Annotated in this window: 21 protein-coding genes and 1 pseudogene; 10 read left to right on the forward strand and 12 right to left on the reverse strand. The window is 62.8% G+C overall.

The window, feature by feature from the left end; translation table 11 throughout:
* Nucleotides 1-12: 12 nt before the first annotated feature.
* Both LMTR3_RS22770 and LMTR3_RS22775 read right to left on the reverse strand, forming a co-directional pair.
* Nucleotides 13-1,296 carry an MFS transporter gene (locus LMTR3_RS22770; RefSeq protein WP_245319972.1) on the reverse strand — a complete coding sequence of 428 codons (1,284 nt, stop codon included), beginning with the start codon at nucleotides 1,294-1,296 and terminating at the stop codon, nucleotides 13-15.
* A complete protein-coding gene (locus LMTR3_RS22775) occupies nucleotides 1,293-2,717 on the reverse strand; it encodes an amidase (RefSeq protein ID WP_065747212.1) in 1,425 nt (474 codons plus the stop codon). Before LMTR3_RS22775 ends, LMTR3_RS22770 begins: the two co-directional genes overlap by 4 nt.
* A 125-nt stretch (nucleotides 2,718-2,842) precedes the next feature.
* On the opposite strand from LMTR3_RS22775, the gene LMTR3_RS22780 reads away from it, so the two are divergent.
* Entirely contained in the window at nucleotides 2,843-3,451 is a 609-nt protein-coding gene (locus LMTR3_RS22780) for a CGNR zinc finger domain-containing protein (protein WP_065747213.1), read from the forward strand.
* Between the two features lie 25 nt (nucleotides 3,452-3,476).
* Here LMTR3_RS22780 and moaC read toward each other — a convergent pair whose 3' ends face one another.
* The 4 genes from moaC to LMTR3_RS22800 all read right to left on the reverse strand — a co-directional run bounded on the left by moaC (nucleotide 3,477) and on the right by LMTR3_RS22800 (nucleotide 7,893).
* Nucleotides 3,477-3,980, reverse strand: coding sequence for a cyclic pyranopterin monophosphate synthase MoaC (gene moaC, locus LMTR3_RS22785; protein ID WP_065747214.1), 504 nt, complete (start codon nucleotides 3,978-3,980; stop codon nucleotides 3,477-3,479).
* A gap of 3 nt (nucleotides 3,981-3,983) precedes the next feature.
* Entirely contained in the window at nucleotides 3,984-4,805 is an 822-nt protein-coding gene (trpC, locus tag LMTR3_RS22790; protein ID WP_065747215.1) for an indole-3-glycerol phosphate synthase TrpC, read from the reverse strand.
* Nucleotides 4,806-4,822: 17 nt separating this feature from the next.
* A complete protein-coding gene (trpD, locus tag LMTR3_RS22795; RefSeq protein WP_065747216.1) occupies nucleotides 4,823-5,836 on the reverse strand; it encodes an anthranilate phosphoribosyltransferase in 1,014 nt (337 codons plus the stop codon).
* Nucleotides 5,837-5,991: 155 nt separating this feature from the next.
* Nucleotides 5,992-7,893: a peptidylprolyl isomerase gene (locus tag LMTR3_RS22800; RefSeq protein ID WP_065747217.1), complete on the reverse strand. Its 1,902-nt coding sequence runs from the start codon at nucleotides 7,891-7,893 to the stop codon at nucleotides 5,992-5,994.
* A 252-nt stretch (nucleotides 7,894-8,145) separates the two neighbouring features.
* Here LMTR3_RS22800 and tpiA point away from each other — a divergent pair, with 252 nt between their 5' ends.
* Nucleotides 8,146-8,898: a triose-phosphate isomerase gene (gene tpiA, locus LMTR3_RS22805; RefSeq protein WP_065747218.1), complete on the forward strand. Its 753-nt coding sequence runs from the start codon at nucleotides 8,146-8,148 to the stop codon at nucleotides 8,896-8,898.
* 1 nt (nucleotide 8,899) lies between these two features.
* Here tpiA and LMTR3_RS22810 read toward each other — a convergent pair whose 3' ends face one another.
* From LMTR3_RS22810 to LMTR3_RS22820, 3 genes are read right to left on the reverse strand one after another with little or no spacing between them, the layout of a single operon-like run.
* Complete coding sequence (locus LMTR3_RS22810; RefSeq protein ID WP_065747219.1) at nucleotides 8,900-9,433, reverse strand: GNAT family N-acetyltransferase; 534 nt, start codon at nucleotides 9,431-9,433, stop codon at nucleotides 8,900-8,902.
* A 21-nt stretch (nucleotides 9,434-9,454) separates the two neighbouring features.
* Nucleotides 9,455-9,808, reverse strand: coding sequence for a hypothetical protein (locus LMTR3_RS22815; protein ID WP_245319973.1), 354 nt, complete (start codon nucleotides 9,806-9,808; stop codon nucleotides 9,455-9,457).
* Nucleotides 9,809-9,813: 5 nt separating this feature from the next.
* Nucleotides 9,814-10,380 carry a helix-turn-helix domain-containing protein gene (locus LMTR3_RS22820; protein ID WP_065747220.1) on the reverse strand — a complete coding sequence of 189 codons (567 nt, stop codon included), beginning with the start codon at nucleotides 10,378-10,380 and terminating at the stop codon, nucleotides 9,814-9,816.
* Between the two features lie 228 nt (nucleotides 10,381-10,608).
* Between LMTR3_RS22820 and secG the strand changes: the two genes are divergently transcribed.
* The 7 genes from secG (at nucleotide 10,609) to LMTR3_RS22855 (ending at nucleotide 18,696) form a co-directional block, all read left to right on the forward strand.
* Nucleotides 10,609-10,983 (forward strand): preprotein translocase subunit SecG, encoded by a 375-nt coding sequence (gene secG / locus LMTR3_RS22825; protein ID WP_065747221.1) that lies wholly within the window; start codon nucleotides 10,609-10,611, stop codon nucleotides 10,981-10,983.
* Nucleotides 10,984-11,150: 167 nt separating this feature from the next.
* Nucleotides 11,151-12,782: a CTP synthase gene (pyrG, locus tag LMTR3_RS22830; RefSeq protein WP_065747222.1), complete on the forward strand. Its 1,632-nt coding sequence runs from the start codon at nucleotides 11,151-11,153 to the stop codon at nucleotides 12,780-12,782.
* Between the two features lie 217 nt (nucleotides 12,783-12,999).
* Nucleotides 13,000-13,326 carry an NIPSNAP family protein gene (locus tag LMTR3_RS22835; RefSeq protein ID WP_057843076.1) on the forward strand — a complete coding sequence of 109 codons (327 nt, stop codon included), beginning with the start codon at nucleotides 13,000-13,002 and terminating at the stop codon, nucleotides 13,324-13,326.
* A gap of 92 nt (nucleotides 13,327-13,418) precedes the next feature.
* Nucleotides 13,419-14,270 carry a 3-deoxy-8-phosphooctulonate synthase gene (kdsA, locus tag LMTR3_RS22840; protein WP_065747223.1) on the forward strand — a complete coding sequence of 284 codons (852 nt, stop codon included), beginning with the start codon at nucleotides 13,419-13,421 and terminating at the stop codon, nucleotides 14,268-14,270.
* Between the two features lie 14 nt (nucleotides 14,271-14,284).
* Nucleotides 14,285-15,460 carry an MFS transporter gene (locus LMTR3_RS22845; RefSeq protein WP_065747381.1) on the forward strand — a complete coding sequence of 392 codons (1,176 nt, stop codon included), beginning with the start codon at nucleotides 14,285-14,287 and terminating at the stop codon, nucleotides 15,458-15,460.
* Between the two features lie 384 nt (nucleotides 15,461-15,844).
* Nucleotides 15,845-17,611: an adenylate/guanylate cyclase domain-containing protein gene (locus LMTR3_RS22850; protein WP_065747224.1), complete on the forward strand. Its 1,767-nt coding sequence runs from the start codon at nucleotides 15,845-15,847 to the stop codon at nucleotides 17,609-17,611.
* 134 nt (nucleotides 17,612-17,745) lie between these two features.
* Nucleotides 17,746-18,696: an ABC transporter substrate-binding protein gene (locus LMTR3_RS22855; RefSeq protein WP_084029781.1), complete on the forward strand. Its 951-nt coding sequence runs from the start codon at nucleotides 17,746-17,748 to the stop codon at nucleotides 18,694-18,696.
* 27 nt (nucleotides 18,697-18,723) lie between these two features.
* Here the strand turns inward: LMTR3_RS22855 and LMTR3_RS22860 are convergent, their stop codons facing one another.
* The 3 genes and pseudogenes from LMTR3_RS22860 to LMTR3_RS22870 form a co-directional block, all read right to left on the reverse strand.
* The gene (locus LMTR3_RS22860; RefSeq protein ID WP_245319974.1) at nucleotides 18,724-19,236 is read right to left on the reverse strand and encodes a hypothetical protein; all 513 of its coding nucleotides are present in this window, start codon (nucleotides 19,234-19,236) and stop codon (nucleotides 18,724-18,726) included.
* 67 nt (nucleotides 19,237-19,303) lie between these two features.
* Nucleotides 19,304-20,890 carry a tetratricopeptide repeat protein gene (locus LMTR3_RS22865; RefSeq protein ID WP_065747226.1) on the reverse strand — a complete coding sequence of 529 codons (1,587 nt, stop codon included), beginning with the start codon at nucleotides 20,888-20,890 and terminating at the stop codon, nucleotides 19,304-19,306.
* 174 nt (nucleotides 20,891-21,064) lie between these two features.
* A pseudogene (locus tag LMTR3_RS22870) lies at nucleotides 21,065-21,292 on the reverse strand (preQ(1) synthase); the annotation flags it as partial.
* 69 nt (nucleotides 21,293-21,361) lie between these two features.
* Here LMTR3_RS22870 and LMTR3_RS22875 point away from each other — a divergent pair.
* Nucleotides 21,362-21,850 carry a YHS domain-containing (seleno)protein gene (locus LMTR3_RS22875; RefSeq protein WP_141686760.1) on the forward strand — a complete coding sequence of 163 codons (489 nt, stop codon included), beginning with the start codon at nucleotides 21,362-21,364 and terminating at the stop codon, nucleotides 21,848-21,850.
* Nucleotides 21,851-21,854: the final 4 nt, after the last annotated feature.

Here is a 21,854-nt window from a genome sequence, read left to right on the forward strand (position 1 = left end):
GTTAACGAATGGTTAGTTCGGTGGCGAATGTGGGCTGTGACAACCACAGGGGAGGGTCGGGTTCCGGCCATCCGCAGGCGTCCGGGTCGTGACGACGATGATCGCTGCAAGGATGTTGGCGGCAACGCCGGCCAGGATCGGCAGCGTATAGTCGTGGGTGAGATCGAACGCGAATCCGGCAGCGCTGGGACCGATCAGGGTGCCGAAGGCGACGCTCGTGTAGAGAATGCCGATGATGCCGCTGACGTTGCGGCCGCCGAAATAGTCCATCACGACGGCCGGAAGCACTGCGACCCAGGCGCCGTAAATCATGCCGTAGACGAACGCAAAAATGGCAAGCGGCCAGAATGTCGTTGAGATCGTCCAGATCGCCATTGCGATCGCCATGCCCGCGAAGAGCAGGAGCAGGGACGACTGGCGGCCGATCCGGTCGGCGAGACCGCCGAGGAAAAATCGGCCGGCCGTGCTGCCGATGCCGATGATGCCGAGCAGCAGCACGGCGGATGTGGCCGGGACGCCGTGGTCCCCGGCATAGGGAACGAGATGCACGAACGGCACGAACAGGCCGAACGAGCAGATCAGGCACGCGGCGTATAGCGAGACGAAGCGTCGCGACCGGATCGCCTCGCGCACCGACGCACCTTCTGCCCGTGTCGACATGGCTCCCTGCTGGAGTGGATCGCCGTCGGGATTGAGGCCCCGGTCGCGCGGATCGTTTTCGAGAAGGAGCGCCATCCCCCCGCCGACAATCGCGGCGAATGCGCCGAGCGCAAAATAGGCGCCGCGCCATCCGAGCATCTCGATCAGGAGCGTTGCCTGCGCCGGCATCACCAGTGTGCCAACTCCGATCCCGCTCACGGCGAGACCAGAGGCAAAGCCCCGCCGCCGCACGAACCAGCGCTGCACCGCGCCGACCGCCGGGACATAGGCGCAGCCGACGCCGAGTCCGACGCCCAGGCCGTAGGCTGCGTACACCTCGACCAGATTGCGCGCGGCACTTGCCGCGGCAAGCCCAAGGCCGATCAGCAGCATGCCCGCCAGCGCGAGACGGCGCGAGCCATAGCGGTCGGCGAGGGGACCGCTGACGATGCCGAGGCCGAAATAGAGAAAGCCGGCCAACGAAAATACCAGCGACACCGAACCACGCGAGGCGCCGAATTCACGCTGCAACGAGTCGAGAAACGCGCTGAACGTATAGGCGCAGCCGAAGCCGACAAAGGTCACGGCAAAAGCGGCAGCCACCACAAACCAGCCATAGAAGATGCGGGAACCGGGCAACGCCGACAGGACACTCAATGTTGCCTCCATGAGCTCGGCGACGGATGGCGGCGATGCCAGGATGTGGCCTTCTGGAATGCCGCGCCAGCGCGTACCAGCGTGGCTTCGTCCAGATCGGCGGCTACAAGCTGAAACGCGATCGGCATTCCGGTTGCGGAGAAACCGCCGGGCAGCGTGATCGTGGGATGACCGGTCATGTTGAACGGGCAGGTGTATTCCTGCAGCCTGGCGATCAGGTCCGGCCGGTCGCCGAGCGTTCGTATCTTGGCGAGCGTCAAAGGTGGGAATGGGTGAACCGGAATGAGCAGCAGATCGATTGTCTCGAACAGCGATGCGATCCGGCCGCGCAATTCCAGCCGCCGCAGCAGGATTCTCTGGTAGTCGGTAGCGGATAACGCGCGACCTGCCTCGATGACGGCGGCGAGGATCGGACCATATTCATCTTTGCGCGCGGGATAAGTTGCATCGTGCGCGACCGCGGCCTCGACTGCGCAATTCGGAACCCAGTCGGCGACGGCCTGCTTCACGTCGGGAAACCGCACATCGACGATGTCAGCGCCAAGCCCACGTAACGTCTTGATCGCCTCGCCCAGCACCTGCTGGGTCGTAACGTCTACGCCGTCGCTGCTCCACGTCGCGTCGAAGCCGATCCGCAGGCCCCTTACCTCCTGTTCCGCCGCAGCCAGATAGTTGGGCACAGGGTCGAGGACGGCGGTCGGATCGGCATGATCGCGCCCGGCGATGTCGCCAAGCATGGCGCCGGCATCCGTCGCGCTCCGCGCGATGACTCCGACATGGTCCAATGTCGCTGCCAGTTCAAACACGCCGTGGCGGCTGACGCGTCCCCAACTTGGCTTCAAGCCGGTAAGACCGTTGGCGGCGCACGGCCAGCGGATCGAACCGCCGGTATCGGACGCGAGCGAGCCGTAGCAGAGCCCCGCTGCAGTTGCGACGGCCGAGCCACTTGATGAAATGCCCGGCCAATAGTCCGGATTCCACGGATTTTTCGGCGGCGTTACCGATGGATGGTGATCGGAATAAGCCCCTTCCGTGAGCTGCAGCTTCCCCAGCACGACCGCGCCGGCTTCATTCAGGCGGTGCACCACCGTTGCGTCTTCATCGGGCCGAAAATCGCCGTGGACGACGGTGCCGGCAGCGGTCGGAACATTCCTTGTCCAAAACAGATCCTTCACCGCAATCGGAACACCGTGCAGCGGCCCGCGATACCGGCCTGCTGCGATTTCGGCGTGCGCCGCTTCGGCTTGCGCCATCGCAGCATCGGCCATCACCCGGACATAGCTGCCGAGTTCGCCATCGAGCGCGGCGATGCGTTCGAGTTGCGCGCGCGTTGCTTCCAGCGGAGAAATCTTGCGGGCCCTGATGCATGCCGCAAGCTCCGTGAGCTCGAGGTAGTGCAGATCGTCGGTGCCGATGTCCATTCTGTCTCCGTCAGCGATGCGGCTGGAATCTTCCGGCAAAGGACCAATTCTCGCTCAACACTGCTATAAACGTTATACTGGTGTCTATTGATGTCAACCAGTAAATCTGCTTTACCGGTGTTGCAATGTCGAAATTGTCCAGACAGTTCAAGGTTCCCGACGAGTTGGCCAATCTCTACGATTTCGCCAATACGCTCGACGTACGGCATTTCACGCATCATGGCGTGCAGCATCCGCAAGGTGATGAACTGGCAAACGCTAGGGAATTCGCAGTGTGGATGCGGCAACGTGGGCTGTTGCTTGCTGACGCCAGGATTTCGCCAGCGATGCTCGCAACCGCGATTGAGCTGAGGCACTTGATCCGCGACTATCTGCAGCGTGATCCGCGCTTGCGAAGCAAGAACAGGGACTCGGTTCGCGCACTGAATAAAGTGCTCAAACTGTTTCCGCTGCTCGCGACGGCAAGGGATGATGGCGGCATGGTGCTTAAGGCAGCGCGTGACGATGCGCTGGCGGGGCTCTCATCGGTCGTTGCGGAGCTCTACGACGGCTCCAGAAATGGAACGCTCGATCGGCTGAAAATGTGCGCTTCCGACGAATGCCGCCGCGTGTTCTTTGATCGGTCGAAGCCCGCCACGCGGCGATGGTGCATGTCGTCATTGTGCGGGAACCGCATGAAGACGAGAAGTTATCGCGAGCGCCAGCGCAACACGTACCGCAATGGTCACACGTAGTGACAATTGAAGGGCGTCGCCGGGCTCACCGCTCCGCGCGATAATGGCCGGACTTGCCGCCGCGCTTCTCGACGAGATGGATGCCTTCGATGCGAACGCCGCGCTCGACCGCCTTGATCATGTCGTAGACCGTCAGGCACGCGACCGACACCGCCGTCAGCGCTTCCATCTCGACGCCCGTCGGACCGGTGACCTTGACGGTGGCGCGGACGATGCAGCCCGGAAGTTTTTTGTCAGGCGTGATGTCGAGCGTCACCTTGGACAGCGCCAGCGGATGGCACAGCGGGATCAATTCCGACGTGCGCTTTGCCGCCATGATGCCGGCGATGCGGGCCGTGCCCAGCACGTCGCCCTTCTTGGCATTGCCGGAGACGATCAGATCGAGCGTCGCCTTGGCCATGACGACACGCCCCTCGGCGATGGCGGTGCGCTCGGTCGCTGCCTTCGCGGAGACGTCGACCATCCGCGCTTCGCCGGCGGCGTCGATATGGGTGAGGGCGCCACCGCCTTTGGAAGCCTTCCGCGCCATCTGCTAGCCGGTCCCGGTCGCGCGGGCCGTATCGGAACGCGCCAGCAATGCGCGGGTTGCCGCGGTCACATCGGCCTGCCGCATCAGGCTTTCGCCAACCAGGAAGGTCGACATGCCGACGCGCTCGAGGCGGACGAGGTCATCAGGCGTAAAGATACCGCTTTCGCCGACCATCAGGCGATCACGCGGGATCAGCGGCGCCAGCGCCTCGCTGGTCGCCAGCGTCGACTCGAAGGTCCGTAAGTTACGGTTGTTGACGCCGATCATCGGCGAACGAAGTTTTAGCGCGCGGTCGAGCTCGGTGCGGTCGTGGATTTCGATCAGCACGTCGATGCCGAGCGCAATCGCCGCGTCCTCGATATCCCTCGCGGCGGCATCGTCGAGCGCAGCCATGATGATCAGGATGCAGTCCGCGCCATGGGCGCGGGCTTCCACCACCTGATAGGTATCGAACAGGAAGTCCTTGCGCAGCACCGGCAGATTGGTGGCCGCGCGCGCCGCCACCATGAAATCGAGATGGCCCTGGAACGAGGGCGCGTCCGTCAGTACCGATAGGCACGCGGCGCCGCCGGCCTCGTAAGCCTTGGCCAGCGCCGGCGGATCGAAATCGGCGCGGATCAGCCCCTTCGATGGCGAGGCCTTCTTCACCTCGGCGATCAGCGCGTAGTCGCCACGAGCGAGTTTTTCCCTGACAGCGCGGACGAAGCCGCGCGGCGGCGGGGCCGCCTTGGCGCGCGCCTCGACCTCGGCAAGCGGATGCTCGCGCTTGGCTACAGCGATCTCTTCGCGCTTGTAAGTCTCGATCTTGCTCAGGATATCGGACATTTCTGGCGCCCCTTCAATCAGCCGCGTGAGACCGCGATCAGGTGCTTCAGCCGTGCCGCCGCCGCACCGCTATCGAGCGATTTCGCGCCGACCGCGACGCCTTCCTTCAGGTCCCTGGCACGGCCGGCCACGATCAGCGCTGCCGCGGCGTTCAATAGCGCGACGTCGCGATAGGGGCTGGGTTTGCCGTTGAGCACGCCTTGCAGCGCCAGCGCATTGGCGTCCGCATCGCCGCCCTTGAGCGCATCGACGTTGCAGCAGGTGAGGCCCGCGTCCTCCGGCGTCACCTCGAAGGTGGTGATCTTTCCGTTGTCGAGGCTGGCGACAAAGCTCGGACCCGTGAGGGTGATTTCGTCGAGCCCGTCCGAGCCGTGGACGACCCAGACGGATTCAGAGCCGAGATTTTTCAGGACCTGCGCCAGCGGCTGCACCCAGTGCCTGGAGAACACGCCGACCATCTGGCGCTTGACGCCGGCCGGATTGGAGAGCGGCCCGAGCAGATTGAAGATCGTGCGGGTGGCGAGCTCGACGCGGGTCGGGCCGACATTCTTCATCGCGGGGTGATGCGCGGGAGCGAACATGAAGCCGATGCCGGCCTCCTGCACGCAGCGGCCGACCTGGTCGGGCGTGAGGTCGATCTTGACGCCGAGGGAGGCCAGCACGTCGGCAGCCCCCGAACGCGACGACAGCGCACGGTTGCCATGCTTGGCGACGGGCACGCCGGCGCCTGCGACGATGAAGGCCGCGCAGGTCGAGACATTGACCGAACCGGAGCCGTCGCCGCCGGTGCCGACCACGTCGACCGCGTCCGCAGGCGCCTTGACCCGCAGCATCTTGCCGCGCATCGCCGCCACCGCGCCGGTGATCTCGTCGACGGTCTCGCCGCGAACCCTGAGCGCCATCAACAGCCCGCCCATCTGCGAGGGCGTGGCCTCGCCGGACATCATGGCATCGAAGGCGGAGGCTGCCTCGTCACGCGACAGCGTCGCGCCGGTGGCGACTTTTCCGATGATAGATTTGAGGTCGTCCATCGTTTGGCTTTCAAAATCGAGACCTCATGGTGAGGCGGCGTTCTTGCGCCGTCTCCGGACGATGCTTCGCATCGCTCGGAGAACCATGAGGCCAGCTCTCATCCTTCGAGGCGCGGCCAGGTGGCCGCTCCTCAGGATGAGGTGAGTTATTATGCTCAATTGTTCGCGCCCGTCACCTGTGCGAAGGCGGCCGCGTTGATGGAGGTGCCGATCTCGGATTCGATCTTGGTCACGTATTGCGCGACCTGTTCGTCGGTCAGGCCGCGCTGCAACGTCTCCTTCAACTTCTTCAGCTCATCGGAGGCCATGTCGATCGGCGGCACCGTCACGTCGGTGACGCGCAGCACGATCCACTCGCTGCCACCGGTGCCTGGCGTCTGCGTGACGCCGTCCTTGGGCGTCCGGAATGCGGCCGTGATGGCGGCGGAGGGTACGCCTGAAAGCTGTGCGTCGCGGCGGAAACCGGTCGCAGTCTCGACCTTTACTCCGGCCGCAGCCGCTTCGGCGGCGAGCGTGCCGCCTTGCTCGACCTTCTGCACCATCTCGGTTGCCTTCGCGCGCAACTTGCTCGAAATCTGGTCTTCGCGCCATTTTGCCTCGACCTGGCTGCGGACCTCGTCGAGCGGACGCTCGCGCGAGGGCGTAATGCCGAGCACGTCGTACCAGACATAGCCGCCGGCAAACTGGATCGGTTCGTTGTCGACGCCGATATCGCTGTTGAAGGCCTGCGAAACCACGTCGAGGCCGCGCGGAATATTCGCCACCGGCTGGCCGTCGGGCGTGCGGCCGGAGCGATCGACGGCCTCGACCGTGACGGGGGTGAGGCCGAGCTTCTGTGAAGCCTCGACCACATTGGCGCCGCCGCTGCGCTCGTCTTCCATCTTGTTCTGGATTTCGTTGACCTTGGCGCGCGCGCGTTCGGTCGCGATTTCCTTCTTCACCTGCGCCGCGACGCTTTCAAAGGTCGGGGTAACACCCGGCTCGATCTTGCCGACCTTGACCAGGGCCACACCGAACCGGCCCTGCACCGGCTGGCTGACTTCGCCTGACTGCAGCGAGAACGCCGCATCCGCAATCGCCGGATCGATGATCGCATTCTTTGCGATCATGCCGAGATCGACGTCGGCCAGATTGAGGTTGCGCTCCTTGGCGACGTCGTCGAACGATGTTCCCGACGTGATGCGGCTGCGCGCGGCCTGCGCTTCACCTTCGTTCGGAAAAAACATCTGCGATACTTCGCGCTTTTCCGGCGTCCCGAGCTGGTCGCGGCGTTGCTCGAAGGCCTTCTTCGCATCCTCGTCGGAGACTTCGGTCCACTTGCCGATCTCTTCGGGGCTGATCATGACAAAGGACAGTTTGCGATATTCGGGCGCGCGGAACTGGGTTTTGCGGTCCTCGAAATAGGCGGCCAGCGCCTCGGGCGACGGCGGATCGATCGTGCCGGCCTGCGCCGCGTCGAGCGTGACGTACTCCATCGAACGCTGCTCGTTCTGGAAACGGGCGAGCGCCTCGATCAGGACCTTCGGCGGCTCCGCCCCGGCCGAGACGGTACCGACGATCTGGCGCCGCAGCCCGACGCGCCGCTGTTCGGCGAGATAGCGCTGCTCGGTGTATCCGAACTGGCGGATCGTGGCCTGGAATCGCTGTGGGTCGAAATTGCCGCCCAATCCCTTGAAATTCGGGTCGTCGTAGATCAGCCGCATGGTCTCTTCCTGCGACTGGGCAAGCCCTTTGCGCCGGGCTTCCTCATCCAGTGCGGCTTCGGCGATGGTCTGTTGCAGCACCTGCCGATCGAGCCCGAAGGCGCGGGCCTGTTCGGGGGTCAGTGGCCGGCCGAAACGGCGGCCGAGCTGCTGCAGCTTTTCCGTGTAGATCTGGCGGAACTGCTCCGTCGAAATCTCGGTCTTGCCAATCGTGGCGAGCGACGACTGGCCAAATCCCTTGAAGATGTCGGCAATACCCCAAACTGCGAAACTGACAATCAAAACGCCCATCACGGTGGCCATGACAATCTTGCCGAGCCAGTTTGATGAGGCTTTCCGAATTCCTCGAAGCATGGGTCCAACTTGTTTTTAAAGGAGAGGGGAACCGGGTCGTACCCAAGGGAATTCGATCCGGGACCGAATTCCGCAACAAGGCGTCACCGAGTTGAAAACGCATCATAAAGTGGCCGCGCCCCCCTCGCAACCTCGCCCATGCGGGCTATTTGAAGCGGCTAATGGCCCCGGGGTCGCCCGACGGGTATCTGGAACTGCCGGCGTGGCTCTGCTAGCGCATCTAGAACGCTGACATTTTGCGGGACAATCGACATGACCGATGCCATCCGGCCGCTGATCGCCGGCAACTGGAAAATGAACGGCCTGAAATCCGCCTTAGGTGAATTCGAGGCAATGATTGCGGGGGCGGGTGCTTTGGCCGGCAAGGCCGACCTGCTGGTCTGCCCTCCGGCCACCCTGATAGGCGGCTTCGCCGACAGGGCGCTCGGTTCAAAACTCACCGTCGGGGCGCAAGATTGCCACGCCAAGGCCTCGGGCGCCCATACCGGCGATCTCTCGGCGGAGATGCTGGCGGATGCCGGCGCCAGTGCCATCATCGTCGGGCATTCGGAGCGGCGCGCCGATCACGGTGAGACCGACGCGGTGGTCCGGCAGAAAGCGGAAGCGGCTTGGCGGGCGGGGCTAGTGGCGATCGTCTGTATCGGCGAGACCCAGCAGCAACGCGATGCCGGCCAGACGCTGGATGTCTGCGGCGGGCAACTTGCTGGTTCGCTGCCAGAAGGTGCGACATCAGCCAATCTGGTGGTGGCCTATGAGCCGGTCTGGGCGATCGGCACCGGTCTGACGCCGACACCAAAAGATGTCGAACAAGTTCATCGCTTTATCCGCGATGTTCTCGTCAGCCGATTTAAGGCGGAAGGCAGCAAGGTCCGGATTCTTTATGGCGGATCGGTCAAGCCCTCGAACGCGGCCGAACTGATGGCGGTTGCCGATGTCAATGGCGCACTGGTCGGCGGCGCCAGCCTGAAGGCTGTGGACTTTCTGGCGATTGCGGAGGCCTGCTAACTCAGGCGGGCCTGCCTTCCTGCAACCGCTTCCAGTAGATCAGCGTGCCCGTCAGCCCGCCATGGGGTTTGAACGCGTAGTCCGGAATCACGCCGGTCAGCATGAATCCCATCCGCTCGTAGAGTCCGGCCGCGCCTTCGTCCTCGGCGGTATCCAGCACCAACAACCAGCGCCCGCGCGCGATCGCCAGCCGCTCGGCCTCGCGCAGCAGCGCCGTGGCGACGCCGCGATGGCGGTGACTGACGCGCGTCATCATCTTCGCGATCTCGGCGCGATGCGGCTGGTTCGGCGGAAGATCGAGCAACAGCGTGACCGTCCCGATCAGCCTGTCCCCATCAAAGGCGCCAAGGATGATTCGCTCGCCGCGGCCAGCAGCGGTGAGAGAGTTGGACCAGAACGCCTCGGCCGCCTTCTCTGACAGCGGATGCATGAAACTGACCGAGCCGCCGTTCGCCACGGTTTCGATCAGCAAATCACCGAGCATCGCGCAAATTTCGGGCGAGGGATTCAAGGCTTTGATCAGGATGTCCGACATCGGGATGAATTTCCGCAAGGTTCAGCTTCGAGGATTGACGGCGCGCCGCGAGCGAGCCCGCTTGATCTCTACAATCCGTTCGACATCCTCGATCTGCAGGTGACGGCCGCGTTCGAGAATCTCCAGCGTGTATTCTTCATAGGTGAGGCCCAGCCGCTCGGCTTTCCGGATGCGGAACGCGACAATGCCGGGCGAGGGGTTGTGCCAGGCCGCGCGATGCGCCGTCTTCCAGTAAAAGTAATTGCCGATGCCGCCGTCGCCCCATTCAGGCCGGTGCTCATCCTCGAGCGGCGGCCCGCCATTGTGGCCGGCGGGGGTTGGAGCGTCGGTGCTTGCAGGCTGAGTCGCGGCATTCTTGCGTGCGATCTCCAGCATCGGCGTCAGCTCCGGGCAAGCGCAACGACGTAAGTGCAGGGCGCAGCGCTCTCGTTAGCGAACGTCACTTCCGCCGGCGGGCCGAATCCAAGGCAGTCGCCGGCGCCGAGTTCATGGCGTTCGCCGCCATCGATCAGCACGAGCGCGCCCGACAACACCCAGAGGACCTGGCGGATGTGGGCATAGGATGAAGCGGGCAGCGTAACGCGCTGCTTCGCCGGCATCTCGACCTTGATAATCTCAATGGGATGATCGGGCCGGTTGAACACCTGCCGGCGCAAATAGCCGGTCTCGGGATCGCGCCACACCGGCTGCCCGGCGGCGCGCGAAAGACGCCCGCCTTGGCCTTCAGCGCGCAGCATCAGGCCGGCAAGGGTGAGGTCGAAGGCGCTGGCGAGCCGGACCAGCACCACCGCGGTCGGGCTGACCTCGGCGCGCTCGATCTTGCTGATGGTGGCTTTTGATACCCCGGAGCGTTCGGCGAGATCTGCCAACGACCAGCCGCGGCTGTCGCGTTCGAGCCGCAGGCGGTGGGCGAGCCGGGCGCTGAGATCGTCTACTAAAGTATCCATTCGTCCATTATAGGAGAAACTGCCGCGACCTCAAGTCCCCGGATGCGAGCATCGGGCGGGAGGCATGGGCAGCCTTGCCGTAGCGCCTGCGGCAATTATCTCCACGGCGGCAGTTGGGGGTGACAATGCCCCGTCCGATCGTGTAACACCGCGCAACTTCAGGAAAACCCGCAAGCTCTTGGTGCAGCCGAAGCCCGGCGCTCTTCGCTTGTGACGGAAGGTTTTGAGATGCAGACCGTCATTATCGTCGTTCACCTCATGATCGTCGCCGTGCTGATCGGCGCCGTGCTGCTGCAGAAATCCGAAGGCGGCGGCCTCGGCATGGGCGGCGGTGCCGGCTTCATGTCGAGTCGCGGCACCGCCAATCTCCTGACGCGGACGACCGCCGTTCTGGCGGGGCTTTTCTTCGTGACCAGCATGACGCTGGCCTGGCTTGCGGGCGTCGATCGCAAGCCCGCATCGATCCTCGGCCCCGCGCCGACGACGCAGTCCCAGCCGGGTGGCGCCACGCCGGTCGCTCCGCCGACCTCCGGCGGCGTGCTCGATACGCTTAAGAAGGTGGATGAGCAGCAGTCCGGGCCGCAGGCGCCGCGTTCGCAATAAAGCAGGGTGGCTATGCAGGGCGGCCCTCTACCGTCCGGCATCAGAATTTCCCATTAATGCTCTGAAATCGCTTTAAAATTCACGTCACCCACAGCCCGGCAAAATGTTTGTCCGCGCATGCGATTCGTTTTGGAGAATCAGGGCAGTGGCCTTAAAGGTAGAATCCCATGGCGCGGTACATATTCATCACCGGCGGCGTGGTTTCTTCGCTCGGAAAGGGTCTGGCTTCGGCGGCACTCGGTGCCCTGCTGCAGGCTCGCGGGTACAAGGTCCGTCTCCGCAAACTCGACCCCTATCTCAACCTCGATCCAGGAACGATGTCGCCGTATCAGCACGGCGAAGTGTTCGTGACCGATGACGGCGCCGAGACCGATCTCGATCTCGGCCATTACGAGCGCTTCACCGGGCGTCCGGCCACCAAGGCCGACAACATCACCACCGGGCGCATCTACCAGGACATCATCACCAAGGAACGCCGCGGCGACTATCTCGGCGCAACCATCCAGGTCGTCCCGCACGTCACCAACGCGATCAAGGAATTCGTTCTCTCCGGCAATGACGAGTACGACTTCGTGCTGGTCGAGATCGGCGGCACCGTCGGCGACATCGAGGGCTTGCCGTTCTTCGAGGCGATCCGTCAGCTCAAGAACGAGCTGCCGCGCGATCATGCCGTCTACATTCATTTGACGTTGCTGCCTTACATTCCAAGCGCCGGCGAGCTGAAGACCAAGCCGACGCAGCACTCGGTGAAGGAGCTGCGCTCGATCGGCATCCAACCCGACATCCTGTTGTGCCGTACCGACCGCGAAATCCCGAAGGAAGAGCGGCGCAAGCTCGGCCTGTTCTGCAACGTGCGCGAAAGCGCCGTCATCGAGGCGAGGGACGTCGACAACATCTATGCCGTTCCTGAGGCCTATCACGCCGCAGGTCTCGACGACGAGGTGCTGGCCGCCTTCGGCATCACGCCAAAAATTCCGCCAGCGCTGCAAAGCTGGAACGTCATCAACGAGCGCGTGCGTAATCCGGAAGGCGCCGTGACGATTGCCATTGTCGGCAAGTACACCGGCATGAAGGACGCCTACAAATCGTTGATCGAGGCGCTCTCCCATGGCGGCATCGCCAACAAGGTGAAGGTCAATCTCGACTGGATCGAGAGCGAGGTGTTCGAGAACGAAGACCCGGCGCCGTTCCTCGAACACGTCAACGGCATTCTGGTGCCCGGCGGCTTCGGCCAGCGCGGCGCCGAGGGCAAGATCCGCGCGGCGCAGTTCGCCCGTGTCCGCGACGTTCCGTATTTCGGCATCTGCTTCGGCATGCAGATGGCGGTGATCGAAGCCGCCCGCAATCTCGTCGGCATCGAGGAAGCCAACTCCACCGAGTTCGGCCCGACCAAGGAGCCGCTGGTCGGCCTGATGACGGAATGGCTGCGTGGCAACGAGTTGGAGAAGCGCTCGCAGTCGGGCGACCTCGGCGGCACCATGCGGCTTGGCGCTTACCCCGCAACGCTGAAGCGCGGCAGCCGCGTCTCGGCCGTCTATGGCGGTGCCACCGAGATTTCCGAGCGCCACCGCCACCGCTACGAGGTCAACACGGCCTACAAGGACCGCCTCGAACAGCACGGCCTGCGCTTCTCAGGCCTTTCGCCCGACGGCGTGTTGCCGGAGATCGTCGAATACGAGGACCATCCCTGGTTCATCGGCGTGCAATTCCACCCCGAGCTGAAGTCACGGCCGTTTGAGCCGCATCCGCTGTTCGCGTCCTTCATTCAGGCGGCGGTGGTGCAGAGCCGGCTGGTGTAAACCCGCAACGGAATTGTAGGGTGGGCAAAGCCAACGGGTCGCGCGAATGCGCGCCCGATGACAGGCTCCGCGTGCCCACCGTTGCTTGCACCTTGCGTTTAGATGGTGGGCACGGCGCTTTGCGCCTTTGCCCACCCTACACTTTGACGAACGCGTCAATTATTGCGACAAACCGCTCCCGTTACCTCAAGAACAATAACCCTAGGGAGCAAAGCCGATGATCATGGAAATGCGCGTCTATCGTTGTCTGCCGGGCCGCCTGCCGGCGCTGATGAAGCGGTTCGATACGCTGACGCTGAAGCTGTGGGACAAGCACGGCATCAAACAGGCCGGCTTCTACACCACGCTGATCGGCACTTCCAATCAGGAACTGACCTACTTCATCGCTTGGGAGTCGCTCGCTGAACGCGAGAAGAAATGGACCGCATTCCAGAGCGATCCCGACTGGATCGCCGGCCGCGCTAGAAGCGAGGAAGACGGACAGATCATCGACAACATCGTCAGCCAGTTGCTGGTGCCGACGGCGTTCTCCGCGGTAAAATAGCTGGCCGGCGCAACCCTGATATTCAGGGGTTAAACGGGGTTGATCCTGACTTCGCGGACCGGCATGGTCCGCGCCAGCAGAAGGAACATCCCTTGAACACGAAACTTGACGCAGCGCCGGTCGTCTCGGTCGGCCCGGTCAAATTCGGCAACGGCCTGCCGATTTCGATCATTGCAGGTCCGTGCCAACTCGAAAGCCGTGCGCATGCGCTCGAAGTAGCGACTGCGCTGAAAGAGATCGCCGGCCGGCTCGGAATAGGCCTCGTCTACAAGACCTCCTTCGACAAGGCCAATCGAACCTCGGGCTCGGCCGCGCGCGGAATTGGCTTGGCGCAGGCCTTGCCGATCTTCGCCGAGATACGCTCCTCGCTCGGTTTGCCCGTGCTGACCGACGTGCACGAGACCGCCCAATGCGCCGAGGCGGCACAGGCAGTCGATGTGCTGCAGATCCCGGCCTTCCTGTGCCGGCAGACCGATCTGCTGCTTGCAGCGGCGGCGACCGGCAAAGTCGTCAACGTCAAGAAAGGCCAGTTCCTCGCGCCGTGGGAAATGACCAACGTCGTCACCAAGATCACCGGCGGTGGCAATCCCAACGTGCTGGTCACCGAACGCGGCGCGTCGTTCGGCTACAACACGCTGGTGTCCGACATGCGTGCGCTGCCGATCATGGCGCAGACGACGGGTGCGCCCGTCATTTTCGACGCCACCCATTCGGTGCAGCAACCGGGCGGGAAGGGCACCTCGTCCGGCGGCCAGCGCGAATTCGTTCCGGTGCTGGCGCGCGCCGCGGTCGCCGTCGGCGTCGCCGGTGTGTTCATCGAGACCCATCCTGATCCGGACCGCGCGCCGTCGGATGGACCCAATATGGTTCCGCTACGCGAGTTCGAAGCCTTGGTGAAGACGCTGATGGGTTTTGACGCGCTGGCCAAGAACGCCTCGTCGTGACCGCCGCCAGCGGCATGCCGCCGGCGCTCAATATCATTGCGCTCGCGACCTTTTCGGCAGCCCTGTCTGCCCGCGCGCTCGATCCGGTGTTGCCGCATGTGGCCGAGGATTTTTCGGTCAGCATCGCCACAGCCGCGAGTTTCGCCGCCGCCTTCGCCTTCACCTTTGCCATCATCCAGCCGGTGCTTGGCGCCTTCGCCGACATTTTCGGCAAGGCGAGGTTGATGATCGTCTGCCTAGCATTGCTCGGCTTCGCCAACATTCTCGGCGCGATGGCGACGTCGTTCCCGCTATTGTTTGCGAGCCGAATTCTGGCCGGCATCGGTTCGGGCGGCGTGTTTCCGATCGCACTGGGGCTGACCAGCGATCTCGTTGGTGCCGAGAAGCGTCAGGTCGCGATCGGGCGTACGCTGGCTGGCGCCATGACTGGCAATCTTCTGGGCGCTACGGTGTCCGGCCTGATCGGCGATTTCCTCGGCTGGCGCGGCGTGCTGGCTGTGCTCGGTGGGATCGTCGTGCTGGCCTCGATCGTGGTTGCGATCGGATTCCGCGGCGCGGCGCTGACACATCCGCCCCGGACCAGCCTGTCAGCCCTCAAACAGGGCTATCGCACGATTTTCACCAACCCGAATGCGCGCATCTGCTACGCGGCCGTCTTTATCGAAGGCTGCTGCGTGCTCGGTCTGTTTCCGTTCATTGCCGCCTTTCTGTTCGAGCTCGGACAAACCTCGCTGTCGATCGCGGGTGTCGTCATCGCGGGCTTTGCGATCGGCGGCCTATTTTACACCATGACCGTGTCGCGGCTTCTGCCGAAGATCGGTGTGAATGGAATGATGATCGGAGGAGCGGCGCTGGTCGGTGTCCAACTCATCGCAGTCGCGATGGGGCCGGAATGGAAGTTGCAAACGCTCAGCCTGATCTTCATGGGCTGGGGCTTCTACATGATCCACGGCAGTCTGCAGGTATTCGCCAGCGAATTGTCGGCGGAGGCGCGCGCGACAGCACTGTCGTTGCACGCGTTCTTTTTCTTCATGGGGCAGACCGTCGGCCCGATCGCCTATGGCTTCGGTATCCAGCATGCCGGCAAGGTCCCGACCTTGCTCACCGCGGCGGCCGTGATGATCGCGCTGGGCTTTGTCTGCGCCAAACTGCTGCGCCAGACGCGGCCGGCGGACGCGGCGGTGACGTAGCCGATCGCGCGGGGCGCGCGACAGGCGTGGAGCCGGGTCAGCGCCCGCACGTCAGCACTTGCCAAGTTCCCGCATTGTGCCAAGATCGCGATGGTGCCGCCGGAGTCGTGCACGCGATGCTGCTGCGCAGCCAGGCGCTGCTGCTGCCGATCAGGACGCTGGTGCTGACCGGGCATTGAGCGGTACGGCAGGGCTTCTTCGGTATCGTGCATTTGAGATGCCGAGCAGAGAGCTGATTTCCCTATCAAGAGCAAACGGACGCGAAAACTCCGCAACGAGTTCTTGCCGAGAGCGGCTGTTTGCTTTGGAGTCTATGATAAGAAGCAGCGGTGGACGGCCGTAGCAAGTGCAGTGTCGAGCTTGTCTTGTACCGGGTGCCAACGAATGATTGTCCGAGAACGTTTTTTTGGCCTTTTCCAGAAGTATTTGCTTGTGCTGTTCATGGCCGTCGCGATTCCGCTCGTGGTGAACGGTGTTGTCGAAAGCTGGTTCGGCTATCGCGACCAACGAGAAAGGCTCGATCAGTTGCTGGGCGTTCAAGCAACGTCGGCCGCCGCCGAAATCCATGACTTCATCTTCGGTATCACAAACCAGCTCGGCTGGTTGATCCAGGTTCCGTGGAGCGACGAGCCAGACGAACGTCGGCGGACCGAGGCGTTGCGCTTGCTTCGGCAAGATCCCGCCATCGTCGGTCTGGCACTCATCGATCACAAGGGCCTGGAACGCCTCTATGTCTCACGGATCGGGCTCAATCGAATTGAAAGCCGCGCGGACCGCTCCGCTGATCCTGCGGTAGTTGGCGCCCGCTCGGCACGAGTCTGGTTCAGCGACGTAAGTTACCATCGAGGCTCTGAACCACATTTGACGGTTGCGGTGGTCGGTAACCGCCCATCGGTCGGCGCGGTTGTCGCGGAGGTCAATCTCAAGCTGATCTGGGACGTGATTTCAGCGATAAAAGTGGGAAAGCGTGGCTTTGCCTTCGTCCTGGACCGGCCGGGTCGGCTCATTGCGCATCCCGACATCAGTCTTGTGCTCCGTGGGGCGGAAGAAGCCACCTCCAAGCCGTTCCGTATCATACGCGACGCAATCGGCCCGGCGGGGGCAGGCTTTGCGACGAGCCGGGATGCGGAAGGCCGCGAGATTGCCGCCGTCGCTGCTCCCGTTGCGGGTCCCGATTGGACAGTAATAGTCGAACAGCCGCTGTCTGAAGCCTACGCGCCCATCTATGCAGCCTTATGGCGGACCGCGGCGCTTCTCGCCGCGGGTACGATATTTGCCGCGCTGCTTGCCTACGCATTGGCGCACCGGATGACCGAACCGATAAGGGTTTTGGAGGAAGGGACTGAGAAAATCGGGGCCGGCTCTTTCGGTCACCGCATTTCCATCGAGACCGGAGACGAGTTTCAGCGTCTGGCAAACAGCTTCAACAACATGGCTGCCGAGTTGGAGCTCGCGCAGCAGCATCAGGAACGCATAGCGAAGCTGAAGCGATTCCTCGCGCCGCAGGTCGCCGACCTCGTCGATCGAGCGGGCGACGACAGTGTATTGGACGGCCGCCACGCGGAAGTCGTCGTCATATTCTGCGACTTGCGAGGCTTCACGGCATTTTCTGCGGCACTTGCGCCAGAGCAAGTCATGAGCGTTTTGTCGGAGTACTATGAGTGCCTCGGCAGAGCCATCACGCAATTTGCAGCGACACTCATCAGCTTCTCTGGGGACGGCCTCATGGTTCTGGTGAATGCTCCCGTTCCCGTCGAAGAGCCGGCATTAAGGGCTGTCGATCTCGCCGTTGAGATGCAGAAGAGCGTGCAAGGGCTCATCGCCGGCTGGCGATCCCGAGGCTACCAGGTTGGCTTCGGGATCGGTCTTGCCAGCGGGGCAGCGACCGTTGGACGGATCGGATACGCGGACCGGTTCGATTACACCGCCATCGGCAGTGTGGTGAACCTCGCGGCACGTCTATGCGCATCGGCGGCAGACCGGGAAATCCTGATAGACGCTGAAGTCGCCGAACACGTTAGGGGCAAGCGTCCCCTGGCGAGACTTGGCGACCGCCAAATCAAGGGATTTGACGAAGCTATTCCGGTATTCGGAATTTCTTTCGACACCGTGGCCGACATCAAGCCGCAGGGGTCTGGCGTAATCCGTTAGGGACTAGGTCAACTTCACGGGATATGCTGGGGGCGGCGTCCGAAACACAGTCAATCGGTGAAAGCATGACGAGCGCCAACTTCAACGCAATGACGTCCGGCAGATGCGTCAGGCGACGAGACTTGCTTGCGTTGATGGCGGGCGCCGCCGCTTGGACAACCCCACTACATGCGCAGAAGGCAACGATGCCGGTCATCGGCTATCTCTGCGCGGAATCTCCCGAGCTGTTTGCCAGCCGGCTGAAAGCTTTCCATGAAGGACTTCGTGAAGCTGGCTTTGTCGAAGGCCGCAATGTCGCCATCGACTACCAGTGGGCCGAAGGGCAGTACACCCGAGTGCCGGCCCTGGCTGCCAACCTCGTTGCGCGCAATGTCGACATTGTCGTCGCGCCCGGCGGCGCGCAGATGGCGCTCGCTGCGAAAGCTGCTGCCTCCGACAATGCAATCGTCTTTGAGATGGGTGGTGACCCCGTTCAGTTAGGTGTCGTGGACAGCCTGTCGCGGCCGGGCGGCAATATCACGGGGGTTTCGAGCCTGAGCGTCGACGTGTCGCCGAAGCGGCTTGAGTTGATGCATGAAGTACTGCCAGTCGCAGCAAAGCTGACGGTGGTCGCCAACCCTACGAGCCCAACCGCCAATTCACAATTGCAGAAGCTGCGCTCGGGCGCCGAAACCTTGGGTGTCCGTCTGCAGGTGGTGAATGCAAGTACCGAGAAGGAATTCGAACCGATTTTCGCTGCCGCGGCCGAGGAAGCGGGCGGGCTCGTCTTTACGTCCGATCCCTATTTCGCGTTCCGCAGCAGACAACTGGCCGAACTCGCCATGAAATATCGCGTGCCGGCAATTACTCAGTCCCGGGACTTCCCCATGGCAGGCGGCTTGATGAGCTATGGGGGGGACTTTGCGCAATCGCATCGACGCGCGGGCATGTATGCCGGGCGGATCCTGAAAGGCGAGAAGCCCTCCGATCTTCCGGTACAGCTTGTCACCAAGGTGGAGTTCATCATCAACATGAAGGCGGCGAAGTTATTGGGGCGGGAGTTCTCGCCTTCATTCGTCAGCGGCGCTGATGAGGTGATTGAGTAAGAGATCTGTTCCCGCTGCGAGGTCAGATCAGAGGCCGAGTGTGATCTCGGCCCAGCGCATCACAGTGCTGCCATTGAGAAACTCGATCACGCTGGGCTCGATAGCTTCCGGCCGGTCGTGACTGAGCACGGCAGTCGCTGCGATCATGTCGCAGCGTTCCCTGAAGACGACGGATATCGCCGTCTTGCCGAGCGGATTGCGAGCGTTGAGCGTATATGCGCGGCTGCGACCTTCCATCCACGCAATTCTGATTGGACGGCTGGTGCCGAGCGGGGAGACGTCGCCGACGAGCACAATATCTCCCATGCGGTCCACATCGTCGTCATCGGCTACGCCCGTCGTGCAATTGCAAAAGCCGATCTTGGCACGCAGATAAATGTTCACCTCGGCGCCGCAACCCGCCGCCTTGCAGCGGAAGGCCTTTCCCTTCCCGAAGGGATCGCTGGGGAAGGGCCAAGCCATCTCGGTCCATACCGGCGTGGTCGCCGTTGCGGCCGCGTTCTGTGGCAGACCAGACCATGCCAGCAGCGCCGCCAGCACGCTTGCCAGCGACGCTGCTACAATGGCGACACGACCTACCGCTCTCATGGTACCACCGTCGGTTGGGCTAGTTGCTGGCGAGATACTTCTTCGCCGCCGCGACGTCTGGCCGTTCCGTGTCGGCATTCGCCGTCAGCGACACGAGTTGCTGATAGTTGTCTCGCGCCACAACCTTGTCACCGAGCGCATCGGCGGCCTTGGCGGCGCCTGCGTAGCCTTGGAGACGGTTCGGCTCCTTGGCCTTGGTGGCCTCGAAGGCCGCAAGCGCCTCCTTGGCCATGCCGCGATCGAGCAGCATGAAGCCGTAAAGCTCGCGCGCCGGTGCCAGCGGGCCTGGCGTGATCACATGCTTTTCGGTCTTGTCCTCGGCCTCCGCTGCAGCGCTCATGGCCTTGAGCGCTTCGTCGTATTTGCCCTCGGAGTGAAGCACCCAGGCAACAGCCACCTGATGCTGGATATCGACGATCCCCGACCAATAATTATCTTTGGCTTCGCGCAACTTGTCGCGCAATTCTGCGAGCTTCTGGACGTCGGCCCTCGCGGCCTCCGGCTTGCCAGAGCGCGCTGCGCCGAGCGCGCGGGCGAAGTGCGAGATGGCCATCGCGAAGTTCAAGCCGCTCGGTCTGACAGCCAGTTGTGAGGCGCCGTCCCAGTCACCGCGCTCGATCGCATAACGGGCTGGCGACGCCGCCAGCGCGTAGTCGGCCGCCGCGACGGTGGCCTTGAAGTCGGTCTCCCTTGTCATGTCGTTCGTGACGGCGAGCGCCTGCTGATCTTGGGCAAGTTGAAGGTGGGCGTAAACCATATAATCCTGCGCGTGCAGATAATTGCCCACCGACTTTTCGGCCTTGGCCGCCTTTACCGAGGCGACGTTGGAGGCGATCGATTCCTTCCAGTAGCCGACGCGGGTGTAGATGTGCGACGGCATGTGCTGGGCGTGCGGCGCGGCCGGCGCGATCTTGGCGTACCGGTTGGCGGCGTCGAGCCCTTTTTGTGCGGTCGCCGGATAGTCGTACAGATGGATCAGGTAGTGCGTTACGCCCGGATGCTGCGGCAGCCGCACGGACAATGGCTCAAGAATTGCGGCGCCCTTGGCCTGCTGGGCGTATGTCTTGTCGTTCAGATCTGCCGACGTGTTGAGCGTGATGGCGTAGGCGATCTGAGCTTCGTCGTCATCAGGATATTTCGCTGCGACTTTAGCTAGCGCATCCCGCAAGGCGCGCATGCGCTGGACGTGGGGAATTTTGTCATAATCCGCGTACATCACCATAAGGGCATCGATGTAGTCGCGTTCGCGCTCGGTCTTGGCCCCGATTTCCTTGGCCTTCGTGATAGCGGCAAGCCCGGGCGCGAGATTCGGCCGCGGGATTGCGGCGTGCGGGTTGTCCATCAGCGTGAGCGCAATGCCCCAATATCCCATGGCACATGTGGGGTCAGCCTCGATGACCTCCTTAAAGATCTCTTTGGCGTTGGCGTACCAATAGGAGTGCTGATAGCGCATCGCACGATCGAAGCGACGCTGCGCCACCTCGTTGCAAGAGGTCTTAAAATGCACTTGACCGAGCTGCTGATCCACATCGTCTTGCGCGAACAGCGGCTGGGATGTCGATAGGGTAAGAGCTGCGACGGTAAACCCGAGGAGAGACTTCCGCATGGCCTTCCTCCTTTTGACGCACCTGGAAATGAATAGATCGCAATATGCCTTTATACGCCTTTCGCGCCCGTGCTTGAACGAATATGTGGATCATGGCAGCGCAACTGACCTTTCGGCCCTTGAGCTCAAACCTTCTTGGAGGGTCCGCTGCGCGTCTACTTCGGATCAGCGCGCTTAGCCGCGCCCGCGATAGGGCGCGACGCCCTGATCGGGCACCCACACGTCCTTGGGCAGTCTGCCGGTCTGCCGGAACAGGTCGATCGGGATACCGCCGCGCGGATACCAGTAGCCACCGATGCGCAAGAATTTCGGCTTGATCTCGGCCGCGATCCGCTTGCCGATCATGACCGTGCAATCCTCATGGAAGGCGCCGTGATTGCGAAAGCTCGCGACGGTAAGTTCGGTCCTTCGAAAGGCTATTCTGGGTTTCAGCCGTGTGCTAGAATGTAGGTACAGGGAAGGGGAGCAGCTATGAAGCTTCTCAGACAATCTCTGATGCTGGCAGCCCTTGCCGCGGCGATTTTTTTCGGGTGGAGCACAGTTGCGCAGGCTGGCGAGCCCCGTATTGCCCTTAAAGGCTATGACCCGGTGGCATATTTCACTGACGAACGTCCGATGGTCGGCGATCCGCAATATCAATACGAGTGGGACGGAGCGGTCTACCGATTTGCATCCGCCCAACATCTCACGCTGTTCAAGGCCGATCCCGATCGCTATCTGCCGCAATACAACAACTGGTGCGCTGCTTCAGTGGCGAAAGGCGAGAAGGTACACGGGAATCCGGAATGGTGGCTCGTGGTCGATGGCCGCCTCTATCTGTTCGGAAGACCGATCGGTCCCAGTCTGATGAGCAAGGATGCGGGCATGAAAGGCCGGGCCGACGAGAACTGGCCGAAGGTTTCAGGATTGCCGGCTCCGCCACTGCCCGACCACATGCGTGGCGCGAGCCAATCGCAATAGCGGG

Origin of the sequence: Bradyrhizobium sp. LMTR 3, from assembly GCF_001693485.1 — a bacterium.
Lineage (GTDB): Bacteria > Pseudomonadota > Alphaproteobacteria > Rhizobiales > Xanthobacteraceae > Bradyrhizobium.